This is a genomic window from Leptospiraceae bacterium (genome assembly GCA_016708435.1).
Lineage (GTDB): Bacteria > Spirochaetota > Leptospiria > Leptospirales > Leptospiraceae > UBA2033.
Map to the genome: position 1 here is coordinate 47,037 of JADJFV010000015.1, position 18,569 is coordinate 65,605.

General features: G+C 36.6%; 17 protein-coding genes. 11 read left to right on the forward strand and 6 right to left on the reverse strand.

Annotated features, from left to right (window positions below):
- Positions 1 to 4 precede the first annotated feature (4 nt).
- Both IPH52_16905 and IPH52_16910 read left to right on the forward strand, forming a co-directional pair.
- Entirely contained in the window at positions 5 to 2,644 is a 2,640-nt protein-coding gene (locus IPH52_16905; GenBank protein ID MBK7056688.1) for an XrtN system VIT domain-containing protein, read from the forward strand.
- A gap of 177 nt (positions 2,645 to 2,821) precedes the next feature.
- Complete coding sequence (locus tag IPH52_16910; protein ID MBK7056689.1) at positions 2,822 to 3,088, forward strand: SemiSWEET transporter; 267 nt, start codon at positions 2,822 to 2,824, stop codon at positions 3,086 to 3,088.
- Between the two features lie 33 nt (positions 3,089 to 3,121).
- On the opposite strand, the gene IPH52_16915 is transcribed toward IPH52_16910, so the two are convergent.
- Positions 3,122 to 3,298 (reverse strand): hypothetical protein, encoded by a 177-nt coding sequence (locus tag IPH52_16915; GenBank protein MBK7056690.1) that lies wholly within the window; start codon positions 3,296 to 3,298, stop codon positions 3,122 to 3,124.
- Between the two features lie 313 nt (positions 3,299 to 3,611).
- Here IPH52_16915 and IPH52_16920 point away from each other — a divergent pair, with 313 nt between their 5' ends.
- Positions 3,612 to 4,016 (forward strand): PAS domain-containing protein, encoded by a 405-nt coding sequence (locus IPH52_16920; GenBank protein ID MBK7056691.1) that lies wholly within the window; start codon positions 3,612 to 3,614, stop codon positions 4,014 to 4,016.
- A 60-nt stretch (positions 4,017 to 4,076) separates the two neighbouring features.
- Positions 4,077 to 5,210, forward strand: a complete 1,134-nt coding sequence (locus tag IPH52_16925; protein ID MBK7056692.1) for a 1-acyl-sn-glycerol-3-phosphate acyltransferase — start codon at positions 4,077 to 4,079, stop codon at positions 5,208 to 5,210.
- Positions 5,211 to 5,269: 59 nt separating this feature from the next.
- On the opposite strand, the gene rluF is transcribed toward IPH52_16925, so the two are convergent.
- The gene (gene rluF / locus IPH52_16930) at positions 5,270 to 6,217 is read right to left on the reverse strand and encodes a 23S rRNA pseudouridine(2604) synthase RluF (protein ID MBK7056693.1); all 948 of its coding nucleotides are present in this window, start codon (positions 6,215 to 6,217) and stop codon (positions 5,270 to 5,272) included.
- A gap of 152 nt (positions 6,218 to 6,369) precedes the next feature.
- On the opposite strand from rluF, the gene IPH52_16935 reads away from it, so the two are divergent.
- From IPH52_16935 to IPH52_16945, 3 genes are read left to right on the forward strand one after another with little or no spacing between them, the layout of a single operon-like run.
- Positions 6,370 to 7,029: an SDR family oxidoreductase gene (locus IPH52_16935; protein MBK7056694.1), complete on the forward strand. Its 660-nt coding sequence runs from the start codon at positions 6,370 to 6,372 to the stop codon at positions 7,027 to 7,029.
- Positions 7,001 to 7,153: a hypothetical protein gene (locus IPH52_16940; protein ID MBK7056695.1), complete on the forward strand. Its 153-nt coding sequence runs from the start codon at positions 7,001 to 7,003 to the stop codon at positions 7,151 to 7,153. Before IPH52_16935 ends, IPH52_16940 begins: the two co-directional genes overlap by 29 nt.
- A gap of 6 nt (positions 7,154 to 7,159) precedes the next feature.
- Positions 7,160 to 8,761 (forward strand): bifunctional GNAT family N-acetyltransferase/carbon-nitrogen hydrolase family protein, encoded by a 1,602-nt coding sequence (locus IPH52_16945; protein MBK7056696.1) that lies wholly within the window; start codon positions 7,160 to 7,162, stop codon positions 8,759 to 8,761.
- 43 nt (positions 8,762 to 8,804) lie between these two features.
- Here IPH52_16945 and IPH52_16950 read toward each other — a convergent pair whose 3' ends face one another.
- From IPH52_16950 to IPH52_16965, 4 genes are all read right to left on the reverse strand, one after another.
- A complete protein-coding gene (locus IPH52_16950) occupies positions 8,805 to 9,701 on the reverse strand; it encodes a hypothetical protein (GenBank protein ID MBK7056697.1) in 897 nt (298 codons plus the stop codon).
- Complete coding sequence (locus IPH52_16955; GenBank protein MBK7056698.1) at positions 9,698 to 10,615, reverse strand: hypothetical protein; 918 nt, start codon at positions 10,613 to 10,615, stop codon at positions 9,698 to 9,700. Before IPH52_16955 ends, IPH52_16950 begins: the two co-directional genes overlap by 4 nt.
- A complete protein-coding gene (locus IPH52_16960; protein MBK7056699.1) occupies positions 10,612 to 11,814 on the reverse strand; it encodes a di-heme enzyme in 1,203 nt (400 codons plus the stop codon). Before IPH52_16960 ends, IPH52_16955 begins: the two co-directional genes overlap by 4 nt.
- 167 nt (positions 11,815 to 11,981) lie before the next feature.
- The gene (locus IPH52_16965) at positions 11,982 to 12,932 is read right to left on the reverse strand and encodes a metallo-mystery pair system four-Cys motif protein (protein ID MBK7056700.1); all 951 of its coding nucleotides are present in this window, start codon (positions 12,930 to 12,932) and stop codon (positions 11,982 to 11,984) included.
- Between the two features lie 1,114 nt (positions 12,933 to 14,046).
- On the opposite strand from IPH52_16965, the gene IPH52_16970 reads away from it, so the two are divergent.
- The 4 genes from IPH52_16970 to IPH52_16985 all read left to right on the forward strand — a co-directional run bounded on the left by IPH52_16970 (position 14,047) and on the right by IPH52_16985 (position 18,434).
- Positions 14,047 to 14,652, forward strand: coding sequence for a CDP-alcohol phosphatidyltransferase family protein (locus IPH52_16970; GenBank protein MBK7056701.1), 606 nt, complete (start codon positions 14,047 to 14,049; stop codon positions 14,650 to 14,652).
- 24 nt (positions 14,653 to 14,676) lie between these two features.
- Entirely contained in the window at positions 14,677 to 16,098 is a 1,422-nt protein-coding gene (locus tag IPH52_16975) for a hypothetical protein (GenBank protein ID MBK7056702.1), read from the forward strand.
- Entirely contained in the window at positions 16,095 to 16,862 is a 768-nt protein-coding gene (locus IPH52_16980; protein ID MBK7056703.1) for a hypothetical protein, read from the forward strand. Before IPH52_16975 ends, IPH52_16980 begins: the two co-directional genes overlap by 4 nt.
- A gap of 207 nt (positions 16,863 to 17,069) precedes the next feature.
- The gene (locus IPH52_16985) at positions 17,070 to 18,434 is read left to right on the forward strand and encodes a TrpB-like pyridoxal phosphate-dependent enzyme (protein ID MBK7056704.1); all 1,365 of its coding nucleotides are present in this window, start codon (positions 17,070 to 17,072) and stop codon (positions 18,432 to 18,434) included.
- The last annotated feature ends 135 nt before the right edge of the window (positions 18,435 to 18,569 follow it).

Here is an 18,569-nt window from a genome sequence, read left to right on the forward strand (position 1 = left end):
TAAAATGAAATCTATGTTAGAAGCGATTCAGAAATATTTTACCAAGGAAATAAATATTCTAGGTTCAGTAAAACCTCGCTTTGCATGGATTTTCGTATGGACTTTTTCTGTTTTATTTTTGGGTTTAATCGAAGTCTTATTAGCAAAATTAATCAGTTCCTTTGATTCTTATGCAATGAACGTTCTCGCCTTTGGGACAGGAGGGATTGTCTTTATTCTTTTAATGATTATTCTATTCAGAATATTTATTGAGAATCGACTACGTGGATATATACTCATTACCCTCTTATGCAGTGCGGCAGCTTTTTTTGTAGAGAAATTTTTCTTAAACAATGAAATATTTACTTCCTTCACAGCACGGACTACATTCGTTCTCTGGCTAACTTTCTTAACTTTATTTGCATCCATTTTCTATCAGAAAATTTCTAAGTGGATAGTTTTGTTTTTCCCGCCTATCTTATTTATCGGATTTTTGGTTTCTTTCTGTTTTCTTCTGATAATGATACCTTTTATGCTCATCGGATGGGTTAGGTTTTTATTCATGGGACTTGGAATCTTACCCTATACGCCACTCATGGCTTGTATCGCGTTTTTGGTAATGTGTTATCGAACTACATTGGAATTACGGGATAATAAATATTATCTCCAATATACATTTTCTAAGTATTTGACTTATGCCATTCTAATTTCTACTTCCATTTATTTCATATGGTTTCATACTGAATGGAATAGAGGACAATTTATTATCCGCAATCATTTCCTTGAAAATAAAATTATAAATTCAAAGCGAAGTCTAATAGACGATGATTTTCCTGCCTGGGCATCCCTTGGAATGAAACTTCCAGTCAATCATGTCAGTGAATTATACTTACAACCTGAATCAAGTAACAGAGAAGTTTTATTTACTCTCTTCGGCTCAGACAAATTATTCGATCCTTTCGCCTTCCTTGTCTCCAATATTTCCAAAAAAGTAGAAATCCCAAATGAAGACAGAGAACATCTATTAAGACTTCTTTTTGGGTATACACATATTAGCCTGAATAGACTCTGGAACGGAAATTCACTCACTACCACAGACGTAGAGACTCGACTCCAACTTCATCCCGAATCAAGAACCGCCTACACGGAAATGAAAATCAATGCATACAACGAAACCAATCGAGGACAACAAGAAGCGATTTATACTTTTAAAGTTCCAGAAGGAAGCGTCTGCACAAATTTCAGCCTATGGATTAATGGAAAAGAAGAGCCAGCACGCCTAACGTTTTTATCAAAAGCACAGACAGAGGATAACAAGATAGTAGACGTTGATAAAAGATATCCATCTTACGTTACCTGGATGGAAGACAACTTAATTCGTGTAAGAATATTTCCAGTAGCGGAGCATAATTATAGTAGCTTTAAAATTGGCTTTGTTAGTCCTTTAAAAGTTGCCAATGAGCAATTACACTATCAAGGTTTTAAAGTAGAGGGACCACTGCTAGATTCAGCAAATCATAAGATCGAATCAGATGTTCATGAAAATGTTGATTTAAATCTTTCCGGTAAAGGTTATACATTTGAGAAAAAAAATTCACGTATTTCGAAAGAAACTTTTTCAAAATGGTTTGCTTATGGTAAATATAGAGAATCTTGGGCGCTGACTTTAGATAAGTCTTATAAAGTTAGCAGCGAGTTACTAATTTCCGATCTTAAGCTTAATGTTTCCGAACTTAAGATGAAAGAAAAAGTTTTTCATCCTGATAAAATTTATATTCTAATCAATTCCTCCTTATCCAAAAAAGAATGGAAGAGCATTTACACACGATTATCCTCTATAGAACTTAAATCACAAATCATTCTAGTAACAAATGAATGGTTTTATTCAAAAAACAAAGAGGAAAATCTTGACTTCATAGAATCACAGGCTTTACCTAAATTTAATTTATTTCCATTTTATAAGATTACAAATGATACGGACATTCTAATCATTACGAATAAAGAAGATAGTTCTATTCCCTTTAGTGAGTTAAAAGGAAGTTCCTTTTTTAATAAGAACAGAGAGTTTTTCAGTAAGAATAAAAAGAATATTTATGTTTATTCACTCAATAGAGAATTATCTACCTATTTTAATAGTTTAAAGGATTATGAACTAATACAGGATATCCCCAATTCCTGGGACAATCTTTTAGAATCTCTTCTTTCTAGAAAAATTAAACTTCCAGATCAATCAGACGAAAACTACTCGATTCCAAATTCAAAAATAACAATTGAATTAAAGAAGCTATCTACCGTTAGCCCGCCTACTGGAAATGACTTACTTGCACGTCTTGTGCTCTATAAAAAAATCATGCGCAGTCTTGGAAAGCGCCTTCTTGTAACCGATAAAGACGCTACAGAAACAAATATTTTCCGGCTTGCTGCAACTGGAAACATTGTTACTCCAATTACATCGTTTATTGTTCTGGAAAACGAAACTGATTATCATAAATTTGGGATTCACAAAAATAAAAAGAGTCTAGAAGAGACAAACTTGCAAACAGATAACTCAAAGTCTTTTTCAATCAAGCAAGGAACTGTGCCTGAACCGGAAGAGTGGATGATAGCGATTATCTGCTTTCTTATAATCTATATCTGGACAAAGTTCAAATTGCGTCGTCCCTAGAACTATATACCACTTCTCATAAATAAGTTCCGCTATTTTTCGCAAGAGGGGTATTCCCAATTCCCAAACTAAGAGTATTCAATTTTAAATCGGAATTTACTTTTGGGAATTGGTATAAGAAGCATTTGACATTTATAAAGAACTAGCTAAAAAAGGTCGTTATAATAGGAAGGTTGTATGGAAATAGAATCTATCATTGGATTTACAGCGGCAAGTCTTACTACGTTTTCTTTTTTGCCCCAAGTAATACGCGTAATCATGACAAAAAAAACAGAAGATATCTCGCGCAATATGTATTTACTTTTAAATGCGGGCATCTGTCTCTGGCTGACATACGGGTTTTTAAAAGCAGATTATCCAATCATTGTATCGAACTTAATCACGCTTGTTTTCAGTTTGACAATACTGTTTTTTAAATTAAGAGAAAAAAAGGAAGGGCTATAGTGGATTAGCCCTTTGACTGGGTAGGATTTTTTTTTATTTACTTTTCTTTTTACCGTCATTCCGATCGTCATCTTCACCGGTTCCTTTTTTCCTCAATTCTTTATACAATTCGCCGGTCTCAATTGACCTTGCAAATTCTTTTGCTGATCGCTCAGCTATTTTTGGATCTACTACAAACAAACCTTCATCGTCATCATCTTCTTCTGGCATTGTGCTAACTCCTTTCCTTTACCGTCAACTTTTCAATCCTTGTTATTAGGATTACTTATGTTAGCCTAATCTAAAAACTGAGTCAATTATTTTTCTTAGGAATCAATAGGAGTTTTTGAAATAATAAAAATCTGCTTGAAAATAATTCCTAGTTTAGAATGCATTTTTTATCTTGACTATGAAACATTTTCGAAATTTTTACACCTTACTCGCAAATCAGCCGATAGGTATGGGAAATTCTTTATTTCATTGTCATAAAACAGTAACACTCAAAGGCAATACTCAATTATGAATTTAGTAAAAGGAATGCACTATGAACTTAGAAATGAAAGACGAATTAGAATTATCCGCAAGAACGAAAAACCCGGAAAAGGAAAATGAAATTTCGGAGATCATTAAACTTTTCAAGTTTAGCAATTTGAATTTAATCATATCAAATGCCAATGGAGAAATCGTATTTGGAAGCAGTTCTTTTTGTAGTCTGTCTGGATTTTATGTAAAAGAATTAGTCAGAGAAAACTTAAAAACCATATTCAATAAAAAATTTGACGAAACAGAAATTGATGCTATCGAGAGAGATACAGAATGTTTTAGTGCTATGAGAATTTTACATGCAAGAAATGGAAAGGAAATCTCGGTCAATACTTACAACACCCTATTGCGCGATTTTTTAAATTTTTACATCGTGTCTATCGTAATCCCCTCTCCCGTTATGTAGAGACTACCATATATGTGTCTCTGTGAAAAAACACAGGATGATATACTTTTATTTTTATGATTGCCAAAATTTTTAATCGTAGACAAACTTCTCTTTGTGCAAAATCCAACGCAAGAAACCTTTCTCTATCGTCTCTTAATCAAAATTGTTTACTATACAACAAATCTCATGTTTCACTCTGCCCATACTTATTTTAGAAAGGGAAATCCTTGTGTGGAAGCGCCACACCCAACGATTCTTCTTGCGAACCATGTAGCCGAGACAGACATTGTTGCTCTTGCCAATGTTTATAAAAATATACCTAGATCTAGAACCAAATTTTGCTTTGCTATGCGACAAGACATTGCTGAGCCAAACTTTCTAGTGAAAGAATTTGAACCTAAGGGGCTAATTAAGATAATTCTCTGGCTCATTGACAAATCTCAGATCATCAAAATTCTGTTAGTTTACGTCGGTGGAATCGGAGTCAAAAGAGCTTTCAGGGATGATGCGAGAAAATTACTCAAACAAGGCGAACTGCGTGATTTAGTAGATTCACAATGGGACAAATTAGCAGAGGGAGTATTGCAAGGAAGAAATCTATTTTTGTTTCCTGAAGGAAAATTTTCTGAAACTGGTAATATGGAATCGATCAAGCGAGGAACATATCTCATATTTCAGAGAATTCCAAATGTTCGTTATAATTATTTTAATTTTACCTATGATTTTATTTCAGAAAAAAAACCTGTGCTCCATATAGGATTTGGGGAAAATACTTATTTTCCGCAAGATGCCGATGAGTATACTCTTGCAGCAGAAATTAAAACAAAGCTTGGAAATAGCTATGTTTTAACACAGGCAAATATTTTCTCATACATACTATTTAGAGAAGATATAAAAACTGGAATTTCTGAAAAAGACCTAACTCAAAAATTAAACAAGTTCTTAGAAAAAGTAAAGTCTGCGGATAAATATTTTATCGCCAAAGAATTACTATCCGATAAATTAAATCCACTATTCCAGAAGTTTCTTGCAAAAGCAATAAAATCAGGCTTTTTAATTAGAGATGAATCGGCTAACGTTCACTCAACAGAAAAGCTAGCTACTACAAACTTTCGAAATGGAAAAGACATGCGTCGAAAAAATCCCTATCTATATCATTTTAACCAGCTTAAATATTACCTAGAAGAGTTTGATAGATTTTATCTCGAATAGTATAAAGACAGGTCTCATACCAGTCTCTGCTAGCGGCTAAAATTTTCTCTATAGCGAGTCTACCTCTTTCGATTTTTCCCGCGCCTACTGGCTGTTGGGCGCTCTGTTGTATTGCGGGGATCATTTCTTTTTGGTTTTGTAGAACGATTCTTTCCATTTGCATATTTCTTTTCGATGGATAGGACGTGTCTTGGTGGGGATGGTTTGCCCTTACCCGCAGGCTTATCCACCTGAGTTCCTTGGGGTTTGTTTTTTTTGCTTCGACTGGAGTGACTCGTTGGAACAGAGCTAGAACTTTCTATCAGCTTCGCGATTCCTTCTAGTTCTTGCTTGGTGAGTTCTCTCCAATCTCCTTCTGGAATTCCTTTTAGGCTAATATTCATTATGCGAATTCGCTCTAATTTGGTGACTTGATATCCAAAGTATTCACACATACGACGTATTTGTCGGTTTAGTCCTTGGATTAGAATAATACGAAAGACAAAAGAAGATTCTTTTTTCACAATGCATTTTTTAGTTACTTCACCTAGAATGGGAACACCTGCACCCATCGCTTCAATGAATTGATCCATGAGTGGCTTATCAACAGTAACCAGATATTCTTTTTCGTGTCGATTCCCTGCTCTCAGGATTTTATTTACAATGTCTCCATCATTTGTAAGAAAAATAAGTCCTTGTGAATCTTTGTCCAAGCGACCAATCGGAAATATCCGCTGACTGTGTTTTACATGCTCTAGAATATTATCCTTGGTGCTATCTTCTGTTGTGCTTACCACACCAACCGGTTTGTTGTAGGCGAGGATAATCGAAGTATCCCTCTTCTTGGGTTCAATGACTAGACCATTTACAACTACTCTGTCCTTCGAAAGAACTTGGTCTCCTATCTTTGCGCGTTTCCCGTTTATAAAAACATGTCCACCTTCAATGTATTTGTCTGCTTCTCGCCTAGAGCAGATTCCGCTCTCGCTGATGTATTTATTTAACCGAATAGAATTTTTCTCAAACATGAAAGCCCTCAATAAACTAGAATTTATTACGTAGGCTTTTCTTCAATGAAAGTAATTTTACGAAAGTTTTCTGAATTTCAAAAAGTAAAACTATTGACTTGTCTTTGTAACCTAGAAGCAATAGATTTAAAATATTGTTTGAAGGAATAAAGATGAGTTTTTTAAGAGATAGAATTGTATTAATCACAGGGGCAACGGGTGGACTAGGAAAAGAAATGGTAAAACAATTTCTGGCAGAAGGAAGCAAGTTAATTCTTACAGATTTGAATCAATCCACACTCACCGAGTTAGTAGAAAAACAAGCAAAGAAAGGACAAATTCTTTTTTCCTTTGCAAGCGATCTTTCCACTAAAGAGGGTTGCCAGAATGTATATGATACAATTAAAGCAAAGAACTTGGAAGTCGATATACTCGTAAACAACGCGGGCGTTGCAAGCATTGGTCCATTTCTAACTACGCCTGAATCAGAATGGGAGAGGCAATATGCGATTAACCTACTAGCCCCCGTTCGGCTAACAAAACTTTTCCTCAAAGATATGAGCAAACGCAATTCGGGGCATCTCGTTAACATTGCGTCTGTCGCTTCCTTTGTGGCGTCTCCAGGACTTGCAACTTATTCTTCTACTAAGTTTGGACTCCGCGCTTTTGGAGAAGCACTCAATGAAGAGCTAATTTCTACAAAGATACGGGTTACTAATCTTTATCCGTTCTTTACAAAAAACTCCAATGATGCAATCCCCGCAGTATGGGTTCAAAGACAAAAAAGCAATCCCCGAATTCTTAATGTCAACTCCAGAAGATGTAATTCGTGATTTAATCAATGGAATCAAAAAAGATGAGTTACATGTAATTCCGGGAATGTTTGCCAAGACGACAGAGTTTTTGAGTCGCATGGTTCCTCAGGGAATGAGCTTCTTTTTTGAATTTTTAAAATAGGATTTTATGGAAAATACAGGAAAGAAAAAAGCAAAAAAGAAAACAACCGACAAACAGCCAATAGCCCCAGTCGGTAACGCAAAACCAACCAGTCATAAATTAAAGCTTAGAAATACACGCAGCTCTGATTATGAAAGTATCAAAGAAATCATGGATATGGTTTATTCCAATGCAGGAGGAGCTTGGAAGAGAGAAGAGTTTCTTTCCCAACTAGAACATTTTCCAGAAGGACAATTCTGTATTGAGGATAATGGCATACTAGTCGCAGCAGTGGTAAGCATGATTGTTAAATATTCCAACTTTGGAGATAGACATACCTACGACCAAATTACTACAGAAGGTTATCTGCGTAACCACGACTCAGATGGCGATACTTTATATGGGGTAGACATTTTTGTGAATCCTTCCTATCAGGGGTTACGCCTTGGTAGACGCTTATATGATGCAAGAAAAGAACTCTGTCAGAATTTGAACCTCAGACGAATCATAATCGGGGGAAGAATTCCTAGTTATAAAGATCACTACAATGAAATGTCTCCACAAGAATACATCACTAAAGTCAAAGACAAAGAAATCTTTGATCCAGTCTTAAGCTTTCAATTGGCAAATGGATTTCACGTTCGTAAGATCATGACAAATTATTTTCCAGAGGATAAGGACTCTAAGACTTACGCTACACTTTTAGAATGGATTAATATTTATTACGAAGAAAAAGAATTACTCATCGGTGGGAAAAAACCAATTGTCCGAGTGGGTGTAGTGCAATGGCAAATGCGATCTGTTGATTCGTTTGAAGCTTTCTTAAAACAAATTGAATTTTTCGTAGATGCAGTTGCAGGGTATAAGGCTGATTTTGTGCTGTTTCCAGAATTCTTCAACGTGCCTTTAATGGCGAAATACAATAAGCTCAGTCCATCGGATGCGATTCGCTCTCTAGCGGATTACACGGAGAAAATCCGAAACGAGATGCTACACTTTGCTGTGTCGTATAATATAAATATTATTTCTGGAAGTATGCCTGTTTACACAGACGAGTATTTGTATAACGTTTCGTATTTGCTAAGGCGCGATGGAACCTGGGACGAGCAGTATAAAATCCATGTTACCCCCGATGAAGAAAACTATTGGGGAGTGCACGGAGGATATAAAGTCAAAGTATTCGAAACAGATGTTGGTAAAGTAGGAATTCTTATTTGCTTTGATGTGGAGTTTCCTGAATTGCCGCGAATTCTTGCCGAGCAAGAAATGGATATTTTATTTGTTCCATTTTCTACTGACACAAAGAACGCATACTTACGTGTTCGCCACTGTGCCCAGGCAAGAGCAATCGAAAACGAATGCTATGTAGTTATTTCGGGTAGTGTTGGAAATTTACCAGACGTAGAGAATATGGATATTCAATACGCACAATCGGCAGTATTCACACCTTCGGATTTTGCTTTCTCTCACGATGCGATAGCCGCCGAAGCTACGCCTAACACCGAGATGACGCTAGTTGTAGATTTGGATTTAGACTTACTCAAACAATTAAAGACTCAGGGCAGTGTTCGCAATCTAAAATCGCGTAGGCATGACTTGTATAAAATAAATTGGTTCGATAAATCATGATTCTTTTCACAAATTAAAAACAAATGCGATATTGATCGAAGATTCATAGGGACGAAAGTCCCTGCCCTCGATACAGCGGATTACGATACGAAACCGTTAGCATATATTTTTCGCTGAATCGATAATTCACTCCAAAGGAAGCTTCTCTAAAGATCAAAGGAACTTTGTCGCCGGTGCTTCTTTCTTTTTGGATTCCGTTAAAAGGAGTCTTGTATAAATATCCAGTAAAGAAAGAAATATGATTATTTAAAATATAGCTAATAAACCCGGATGCGCTAGTCGTTTTTTTCAATTCAATGTTATCAATCTGGTTCCATGTAAATGTTTGAGGCGGTCTTAGAATATAGGGAACTTCATCATATTCATTGGTTCTATCTCCGGTATAGCGGCTAATTGGGATTTCACCCCCAAGTTTTCCTACAATCGAAAAATCTTTCCACAAATATCCGAATGCCATATTTCCCTGTCCTGTCCAGTAATTACTATCAATGAATTTTTGATTCACTGCACTCGTCGGAAAACCAATTCGTCCTTCTAAAAAAAAGAAATAATTATTCTCCGCCTGTGTTTTAAAAAACGGAAACAATTTCGATCCAATATAAGGCTTTCCATAACGAGCAAAATCAGATCGCTCTTTTTGATCATAATAAATATAACTAACATTAGCGTTTACAGTGAATAATCCGCGCATGAAAATGCTTTCCCCGTATATGTTTGTAGTATTGATATTGCGATTCTCTTGTGCCCCCCGATTGTAGTCATTGCTAACGATAAAGTAAGTAGGCGGAAAACCACCTTTATCCTCTCCTTGACCCAAAAACCGAACATTGAATTGTGTTGTATCAAGTCCTGAGCCTGTGTGATGGGAATAGATGGAAATACTTTGAAGAAGATAATATACTATAGCCGCAGTTAAGCTAATCTTTTTATTGAATTTCATTTGCTACACCTATGCTCTTTGATTGTAGTTGTTAGGTTCCAGTTTTTTATGATTTCATTGTAGATTCCAGAATTTTGTGCATTGCTGATAACAGGATTGTTATCCGGCAAATCATGAATAGCCCGCAATATTTTAGTATTGTCTATTATTGTATATGCATTCGTAGTTGTATCTTTAAACAGTTCAGAATACTTAATATCCAATTTTAAATTTAAACCTTGATTTAGACCAAGTGTATTGCTACATAGCCTTGTAAAAGAGATATCGTTCAATGGAAACTGGATAGTAAAATTTTTTGTCTTTGTTGTGCTCTTTAAGCTTCCGACAAAAAGTATGGATGCAAAGTGAAAAGTTACTTTTTGTAAAATTCCCTGAGGCAAGTTCGCAAGAACAAAACTTTCAGATGCACTGTAAGACCCGAATTCATCGGAACCATTTGTCTTTAAAAAAGTAGAAGTGGAATAGCCATTAGCCGTTACATATATTTTAGTGGTTGCAGATGAAATCCCGCCACTACCACCGTCTGCTTCGTGGAGAAATATTTCATTTTGGCTTTCTTTGTTAGCTGTAATATTTGAACTTGTAGTGCTGATATATAATTCTATCTTGTCAAAGTTAATTTTTGAAGAATCAGTCAGAGTAACAGTATACAGGTCATTAGCCGTTCCGCTGTTTAATTGAAAAGAATCTAATTTTTCATCTCCTTGATCATCATAAAACAAAATCTGTAGATTTGCATTGGTCTTAATAGAATCTCGAAGAAGGGCAAGCCTTGTAACAATTATTTTGTTATCTGTTAGGCTGTTGCCCTCTGAACCAAAAGTGCAGAAGGACATCGCATTTCCCAAGGTGATTATGTAGATAATCACCATTAGCCTTTTTTTATTTTTAAATAATTCTTTTATAAAGTTCATTTGAATGGATCACTAAACTTTGCATTAGAAATAAACTCATCATCGGTGAGTGATTTTAAGAAATTGATTAGATCCGTTTTCTCCTGTGGTGTTAAGCTAAAACCTCGAATCAAGGTTGTATCCTTATTCTGTTGCGATTGTCCTCCTGACGCATAATGATCAATTACCTTTCCAAGAGCTTCAGTAGAGCAAGCATCAGTATCACTAGGACTCGCTATTGTGCAAGTAATACTTCCATCATGCATGTAGGGATAAGTCAATGCAATGTTTCGAAGAGACGGCGCCTTAAATCTTCCGATATCTTTTGTTAGTCCGGTTACATCGTATAAACCCTTTTTCGTGCTAGGCAAACTTGCATAAGTCGCATCTGAAATAATTCCATTGCTATGATAAGAGAATTCTTCAAATACAGACTTAGTATGAGAGGATGAATCTGTATAGTTAAATCCCCCATGACAATGGAAGCACTCTGCAATTTCCCCGTTGAATACCGCCGACCCTCGAATGGCAGAAGCGGATACTGCTGATTTATCTCCATAGTTTTGATACAAGTCAAATTTTGATCTACCACTTATGAGACTTCGCTGAAAGGAAGCAATGGAGAAACGAACATTTTGCTCTGTTATATTTTCCACTCCTCCTCCGAATGCTTTTGAAAATAATTCCTTGTAGCGGCTATCTGCCTTTAGCCGATCTAGATAGGTTTCATCGGTTAACCCCAATTCAACTGGACTGATTCCAAACATGGGCGCTCGTGCTTGCTCTTCTAGACTTTTAACTAAATTATTCGACCATGTAAGTCTTGGATGATACGCAACGTTTGCCAAATTCTGTGCACTTCTAGGATGAACTTGTCCGGTAGAGCCAACTCCAAACGGCTTACGGTCAGTAAACGCAAACTCCTGGAGATGACAAGAACTACAAGATTGTGTTTGATTTTGCGAAAGTTTTTTATCATAGAACAAGAATCTTCCCAATTCTACTTTTTCATTTGTCATCGGATTTTCAGCAGGAACATTTGGAGTCGGGAACCCATTTGGAAGTCCCCAGTTATACCCACTCGATGATTGATTAGATAGTCGTAATAGAATTGCAGATTGAATGAGTTGGGAATTCTTATTGTTATCCTTATTTGATAAATCAAGACTTCCGCTACAATGTATTGTAAATAAGATGAGTATAATAGTAATTAGTTTCATTTTTTCTCCTAAATGCTGTTCAAAGAAGCTATGCATGGTTCGTCTAGCTCAAGGACATTAGAGTCCCATGAACTTAATCGTCATGGTAACTCTAATACTCGTCCTGAACTATCGAAGGAGCGCTTCTATTTCTTAATAGTCTTCAATTTAAACGTTATCCGCTTTATCTACTTGAGGCTAAAGGCAGTTTGCGTTGTTGCTGTGGCACCTGTAGTAAAATTTAGTCCAATATTTTTTATCATTGGTTCGCAAGCTGTTTTTGGACTAGAAGTAGCATTTCCCGCCATACAAGTATTAATCCCTGTGCTAGATGCATCTGCACCTGTATAGAGAGCATTTATATCCAGTGTAACTACATCTTTCGTAGAATCAAATCCTGTTGCTTTTGTTAAAGTAATGGTTGGAATATTGGGTTGACTACACTGATTTACAGGACCGGTAGTATTTCCAGTGCAAGTGTGACTACCTAAATGAAAACTATTCTTGCTACTTGCAGTGTATTCTATTTTCACAAATTTATATCCACTTGCCCAAGCCCAATACATTTCAGTTATATTCAAAGGAGAAGTAGCAGTTGCAACATTCATATGATTCAAATAAAACGGAACGCCTACTTTGAATTCAACTCCAATATAATTTCCAACAGGAGATGTTCCTGTGATAGATTTGTTCATATCGGTAGTCCCTGTAGTTGCGCAGCCATTTGTCTTATCTTCAAAATCCAATAGCGCAACTCCAGAATAAGCACCATACTGATTTGATCCTGCGGCTAATTGCCATTTGTTGTCAGTGGTAATTGTAAAATCTACTTTAGTTCCATCTGCAGAAATTAACTTTACATCATGCACATAGAATCTTAAATCATTTAAAGTTGTTCCGGTTACTCCAGCGACTGTTCCTGGAATAGTTCCTGCACAGGTAACATTTGATGTTCCAGAGACTACATTGAAGTTAATTGTTTTCACTGAAGCTGCTGTAGAGGTTTTTGTTTGATTTACAAGTGCAGCCGCTGCAATTAAACTTGCAGTGTTGTTATCATCTTTTTTTCCAGTGATTGTATCACAGGAGCTAAATAGTAGAGAAGATAGTAAAATTGTTAAAAATAATTTTTGTTTCATTATAAAATATCCTTTTAGTAAGCGGTTAATAGATTATTACCGCTATAAATTTTAGGCATAGAAGCCTTTTTATTCTTGTGGCATACAAAGTTATGCCGTGGAATTATATTGATTATTTTTTAAAGCGAGCGATAGCGATCAACTGGATGACTGGGACAGTTTCTTCGTCCCAGTCAGGAAGGCGAGCGCGGGCGGCGTTTTCCAATGTATCGTTACATACACGTATAAATCGCCGTATCGCCCAGAATTTAAGAAAGTCGGGGGGGCTTAATCAGTATTAACCGGAATCCTTTTAGATTGGAAATAAGATAGGGAGTAGGAAGTATATATTTCGTTAAATGAATAAATAGGGTATTTTGAATTTCAGAAAGAAAAAAAGTCTGCTTAATTAAATTTGATAGTTCGTTAGGATTTTTATTTTTTTTGCAGGAGCAAATATGCGTTACCTTCGTGGAATCATGGCAATCCGATTTTGAGACTTGAGAATGGACTTCTTTTTTGGAGTTGTGGTTACACGTGCATATCTGCCTGAACTTTCGCATATAGCAAAGCCCTGAATCATATATCAAGCTTTGCGAGAGAATCGCAAACACGATAATCAAGCTAATGACTACTTTTGCAAATAAAGTTTTCATTCCCTTTCGACTTTTTAAATACGCTCAGATTTGTCAACAAATATCCTATTCATTGCTTAACCTCGCAAATGCGAGTCGTTATGCTTTCTTTGGGATTCTCAATGAAAAACTTCAATCACCAACCCACCACTCTCCGACCTACCTTCGTCTCCAATCCTAACCTAATCGAACACTAATCGAACACTAATCGAACACTAATCGAACACTAATCGAACACTAATCGAACTCTGACCGAAGGCAGACCGAACCCTGACAGAGCGATCCATATCATTAAGTTAGGAAAGAGGAAAAAAGAATTAACCACATTATGTTGCGACCCTTAGGAAGCAACATTGAGTTTGGGCACGAAAAACACGAAGAAAAGAAAGGATTCCATCATAAACCCCTCCGTGTCTCTGTGCCTCCGTGGCAAGACAACTTACTTTTTTTCTCGAAATGAATTGCCTAGAAATGCTAAATTTGTAAATTGCTCATTTAGCATGAAACAATTATTACTTGTTCCCAATCTCTTAACTTTATCTAGAATTTTTCTAATCATTCCGTCTATTTATTTCCTAGAAAAATCTCTATTCACTCTGGCCGTCTTTTGTGTTCTAATTCTTTTACTGACAGATTTTTTCGATGGATACCTTGCCCGTAAACTCAATCAAACTTCGCCAATAGGTGCAATTCTAGACCCTGTCGCCGACAAATTGGTAGTAATCGCATTCTTTACTCATCTGCTAGTCTATGATTCAGTGGCGCCGATTTACGTTTACTTAGTGTTTACCCGTAACATCTTGCAACTCTCTTCGATTCCAATTCTTTTGCTCTGGAAAAAAATTCAGTTCAAAGTGAAGCCTAAAAAAATTCCAAAGATAGGAACTGCACTAAACTTTATCATCTTAGGTCTTTATGAATTTAATTTTGTAATCTCTAAAAATTTAGACATACTCAACCATTTCACATCCGAGATGGAGCAATTGAATACTTTTGTATTAGCTCCTTTGCTTCTTATTTCAATGGTAATCGAGATTTATATTCTGTTTACCTTTATCCCCCGCTTCTATAAAATTTACAAAGGAACTCACGACACTTTCGAGTAGAGTTCTTTCAAAAGGAATCCAATCATGGACATCGCAATTTTTATTATCATACTGTTAGGATTTATTTTCGTAGGTCTACGAGAGTCTAAGAAAGTAAAAGACGATTCTTCTTACCTATTAGCGAATCGTAAAACCGGTTTATTCGCATTAGTCGCTACACTTGTAATGACTGAGTTTAATACTTCTACCCTGCTCGGTTTCTCCGCGGCGGGTTATACAACAGGTATATGGGGTCTAACGCTTCCGCTCGTATTTCTCATCGGGCTTGGATTCTATACTTTTACTGTTGCCAGAAAATGGAAAAAGCTAAATGGAATGAGTGTTGCAGAACTTTTTTCTCTTCGCTATGGAAATGGAGTTGGAACAGTCGCAAGTCTTTTTCTAATCCTTGCCATGATTGGTTTTAGTGCCACGTATGTAAAATCAATGACTGTCATCTTTCAGCCTTTTGTGCCCGAGTTAAATTCTTTTATCGTAAGTGCCTTACTAGTTGCGGTTGTATTGTTTATGACTCTGCGTGGGGGGCTAGTCTCTGTTATCTCCACAGACATTTTAGGATTCATCGGAACATTGATTGTAATTCCAATGATTTTTTACTTTTCCTATTCTCAGACTCATGCTAGATTTGAGGATATCGTTCGTGTATTTCCACCTGAATCATCAAACGCGCTTCCCATTCGCTACGTTGCATCTCTTATTATCATTACCATGTTTACTTATATTGCAGCTCCCTGGTATGGACAAAAGATATTTGCCGCCGCCTCCGAAAAAACAGCTTTTATCGCAGTTGGAATTTCAAGTGTTCTAGTTTATATTCTTTATTCCTTTCCAATCCTTGCACTTACATTCTTAAGAATTAAAGGAATAATCGGAATTAACCCCGAAGAAGGAATTCCTTATATCATCAAAATGTATTTTCCAGAGGGTTTAAGGGCTGTCGCATTCGCAGTATTATTCGCTGCTGCTGCCACTACTCTTTCAGGAATATGGAGTGCTCTGACTACTATGCTCGTAGGTGACTACTTATTATCCGCTAAAAATCCGAAGCTGGGAAAAGACTATGTAGGCAGTATGAAAATCTATTTTGCATTCGCTGTTATCTCCTGGCTCTTGGGAAATATCTTTGTAGATAAAATTTTAAACAAACTAATTCTCGCCAATATACCAATAGCCGCACTTTCTTTTTCTTTGCTTGCCGGATTTTATTGGGAAAAGGCTTCTCGCACGGGAGCGATTATCAGCATCAGTGCAGGTCTTGTGTGGGGTATTGGTTGTTATGCGTATCTTGGGGAAGATGGGGGTTATACTTGGTTCTGGGCGGCTTATGGAATTCCACTTATTTTTGGTAGCGGAATCATTGGCTCTCTTGTATTTCCAAAGTCAGCAGAGGAAGAAAAATTATTGGAAAACTTTAACCTTAGAATGAAAGCTGAAGTAGAAAAATGAACTTTCAAACTGCACTTCTATTATTAGTTTCCTTCGTATTTAGTATCATGGGAGGTTTCATCGCGTTAAACGGTAAAACTATTGAGGAAAGAAATCTCGGGATTGGTTGTCTTGGTCTTTTTGGATTGTCCTTTTTTACATTTATTTATTTTGCATGGAGAAAAAGAGTATTCGAAAAGCAAATCAAAGCAAATGCAAGCTCTGTCTCAATAGAAGGAGGAAGAAGGTTTCAAATCGACAAAAGCAAATACTACGTAATGGCGATTATCCTCTTCTTCCTAGGGGGCTTTCTTTCTTTTTTTGTAAGAATCAGTTTACCATTTATGATCCTAACAGCTTTTGTTGGGCTCATTGGATTCTTACTATTTTTTGGAGTATTATTTGGATTTATCGCCAGGGAATATTTAATCTTCGAATTTGATGGAATACGAATGGGCTTTAAGAATTACTCTTATATTCTTCGATGGGACAATATCATGAAAATTTCCTCCGATGAATGGCATAGCAATATAGCAGTGTTTATCACCTTAATCAATCCAGAGGATACTACCCGTTATCTCTTCGTAAACAAAGGTAGACGGGACAAGACTATAAAAAAAATCTATTCCAAAATAAGTTGGACTCTCACCATGGCTAGCGCGCATATTCTCATTTTGCCGGAACGATATGGACTAGACGCAGGATATTTTTTTAGAATGTTAGAAGGCTATTTGAAATATCCAGAAAGACGACAAGAATTGAAACTGAAAGAAAAACTGAATTAAGTCTTCGAAGAACAAAGACCAATTTTACAATAAGGATTTTTAAAATCATTACGGTCACAATGGTTCTCACAAAGAACACCAAGTGATTTTTTCTCTGTGAACTCTGTGAGAAATATTTCTTCTTCACCATTCCATAGAGCGCGATTTTTTTTGAGTATTTATTTTTTTTACTTTTCCAAAAGAAATAGAAAACAAATTTTACATAGTATGGAAAATAAAATCAACCTTACTGAAAAAGAAATCCCAACTCATTGGTATAATATCCAGGCAGATATGCCAAATCCAATGCTCCCTCCTCTTCATCCTGGCACAAAGCAGCCAGTTGGACCTGAAGATTTATCTCCTATATTTCCGATGGAGTTAATCAAGCAAGAAGTGAGTCTTGAACGTTGGATAGAAATTCCCGAAGAAGTTAGAGACATTTACAAGATATGGCGACCAACGCCTATGTTTAGAGCGCATAGATTAGAAAAACTTCTAGATACTCCTGCTAAAATCTTTTACAAATATGAAGGTGGTAGCCCTGCCGGATCTCATAAGCCTAACACCGCTATACCGCAAGCGTATTATAACAAAAAAGAAGGCGTTAAAAAAATTACTACCGAAACAGGAGCAGGACAATGGGGAAGCGCTCTGAGTTTTGCTTGCAATATATTTGGAATTGAACTTGAAGTCTTCATGGTAAAAATCAGCTACCAACAAAAACCTTACCGCAAAAGCTTAATGAATACCTGGGGCGCAACAGTATATGCCTCCCCAACAGACAAAACAGAATCCGGTAGAAAAATTTTAGCGGCTAATCCTGATTCACCCGGAAGTCTAGGTATTGCCATTTCAGAAGCAGTAGAAAGAGCAGTCGGTGATGCTGACACAAAATACGCGTTAGGCAGTGTGTTAAACCATGTTCTACTACACCAAACAATCGTAGGACAAGAAGCAATTCTACAAATGGAAAAAGCAGGAGAATATCCTGACGTTATCATTGCTCCCTTTGGTGGCGGATCGAATTTTGCTGGACTCACATTTCCATTCCTACGTCAAAAGATAACAGAAGGAAAAAAAGTTCGATGCATTGCAGTTGAGCCATCTTCCTGTCCAAAATTAACAAAAGGTGAATTTAGATATGACTTCGGGGATACTGTTGGTTTAACCCCACTCCTTCCAATGTATACTCTTGGACATTCTTTTGTTCCAGCGTCTATTCATGCCGGTGGACTTAGATACCATGGAGCAGGTGCAATCGTAAGCCAACTTTTAAAAGATAAAATCATCGAAGCAGTTGCAATCCAACAGCTTGAATGTTTTAAAGCAGGTGTTGCATTCGCTAAGGCAGAAGGAATTCTTCCTGCACCAGAGGCTACTCACGGTATTGCGGAAGTATTTAGACAAGCAGAAGAAGCTAAACGAGAAGGCAAATCTAGAACAATTCTCTTTAATCTTTGCGGTCATGGTTATATGGATTTAAGCTCTTACGACGATTACTTCGCGGGCAAACTAACAGACCATGCGTTATCCGATGGAGACATTCAAAAATCTTTAGCCGAGCTAGACTCTTATCCAAAAGCTGGATAAAAAAGATTACCACCGATGAACAGGCGAAGGCGTAGGTCGCGAATACTTGGAGCGAAGGGGGGACTGAACACGGATAATAGATTGTGATTGGTCAGGAAAGATTTAAGCGGTCACAGTCACATCGAACTGCTTTAT